Raw genomic sequence first — 448 nt, forward strand, 5'->3', positions numbered from 1 at the left:
CACAACTCGCGTGGCGCGAATTCTACGCTCACGTCCTTCGGTACAATCCGAACGTCGTGACGGAGAACTACAAGGAGTACGAACACGACATCCAGTGGCGCGACGACTCTGACGAACTGGCGGCGTGGAAAGAAGGCCGCACCGGCTACCCCATCGTCGATGCCGGGATGCGCCAACTGAAAAAAGAGGCGTACATGCACAACCGCGTCCGGATGATTGTCGCGTCGTTCCTCACGAAGGACCTCCTGTGCAATTGGCGACACGGTTACGACCACTTCCGTGAGTATCTCTCGGACCACGACACGGCCAACGACAACGGCGGATGGCAGTGGGCCGCATCGACGGGGACCGATGCTCAACCCTACTTCCGCATCTTCAACCCGATGACGCAGGGCGAGCGCTACGACCCGGACGGAGAGTACATCAAGAAGTACGTGCCGGAGTTGGA

General features: G+C 59.6%; 1 protein-coding gene. It reads left to right on the top strand.

Annotated elements, in window-relative coordinates; all coding sequences use genetic code 11:
- Positions 1-448, top strand: a 448-nt coding sequence (locus DVK00_RS20975; protein WP_199722523.1) for an FAD-binding domain-containing protein, incomplete at both ends; no start/stop codon positions are given.

It is taken from the genome of Haloarcula sp. Atlit-47R, from assembly GCF_003665985.1.
GTDB lineage: Archaea > Halobacteriota > Halobacteria > Halobacteriales > Haloarculaceae > Haloarcula > Haloarcula taiwanensis.